The following is a 1,064-nucleotide window of genomic DNA, read 5'->3' on the forward strand; positions in this document are numbered from 1 at the left end:
GGGGTCTGTCAAACGAGCGGTGTAACTCGGGTTGAAGGGAACTACCTACGTCCGACGGCCAGACGGCCGTCGAAGGCGATCTCGAACGCGTTCAACGCAGGCTTCCACCGCATCGTCCAGCGTTTGCGGCCGGCGCCGGTCGGGTCCAGGCTCATGATCGCCATGTAGACACACTTGAGCGCGGCCTGCTCGTTCGGGAAGTGACCGCGGGCCTTCACCGCCCGGCGGATGCGGGCGTTGACGCTCTCGATCGCGTTGGTCGAGCAGATCACCCGCCGGATCTCCGGATCGAACGCCAGGAACGGCACAAACTCCGCCCACGCGTTGTCCCACAACCGCACAATCGCCGGATACCGGGCGCCCCAAGTCTCGGCGAACTCAGCGAACCGCTCCCGCGCGGCGGCCTCGGTCGACGCGGTGTAGACCGGTTTGAGGGCCTTGGCGATGGCGTCCCAATGCTGGCGTCCCGCGTAGCGGAAACTGTTGCGCAGCAAGTGAACGACGCAGGTCTGGGTGATCGTCTTTGACCAGACCGTGGTGATCGCATCCGGCAGGCCGGTCAACCCGTCGCAGACGACCATGAGCACATCAGCCACGCCACGGTTCTTCAGCTCGGTGAGCACGTGCAGCCAGTACTTCGCGCCTTCACCGCCGTCGCCGGCCCACAACCCGAGGATGTCGCGGCGGCCCTCGCACGTGACCGCGAGGGCGACGTAGATCGGGCGGTTGGCGACCTGCCCGTCGCGGATCTTGACGTGGATCGCGTCGATGAAGATCACCGGATAGACCGGGTCCAGCGGCCGGTTCTGCCATTCGACCATGCCCTCGATGACCTTGTCGGTGATCGTGGAGATGGTCTGCCGGGACACCTCGGCTCCGTAGACCTCGGCCAGGTGCGCGGAGATCTCTCCGGTCGTGAGGCCCTTCGCGGCCAGGGAAATCACCATCTCGTCCACGCCGCCCAGACGCTTCTGCCGCTTGGCGACGATCTTCGGTGCAAAGCTGGCGTCGCGGTCGCGGGGCACGTCGATCTGGACCGGGCCGACGTCGGTGAGCACGGTCTT

General features: G+C 66.2%; 1 protein-coding gene. It reads right to left on the bottom strand.

Annotated elements, in window-relative coordinates; translation table 11 throughout:
- Positions 1–41: 41 nt before the first annotated feature.
- Positions 42–1,064 (bottom strand): IS256 family transposase (locus tag AB0N03_RS52530; RefSeq protein WP_364389048.1); only part of this gene is annotated, 1,023 nt, incomplete at its 5' end.

The sequence above is a fragment of the Amycolatopsis sp. NPDC051061 genome (genome assembly GCF_040682935.1).
Taxonomy (GTDB): domain Bacteria; phylum Actinomycetota; class Actinomycetes; order Mycobacteriales; family Pseudonocardiaceae; genus Amycolatopsis.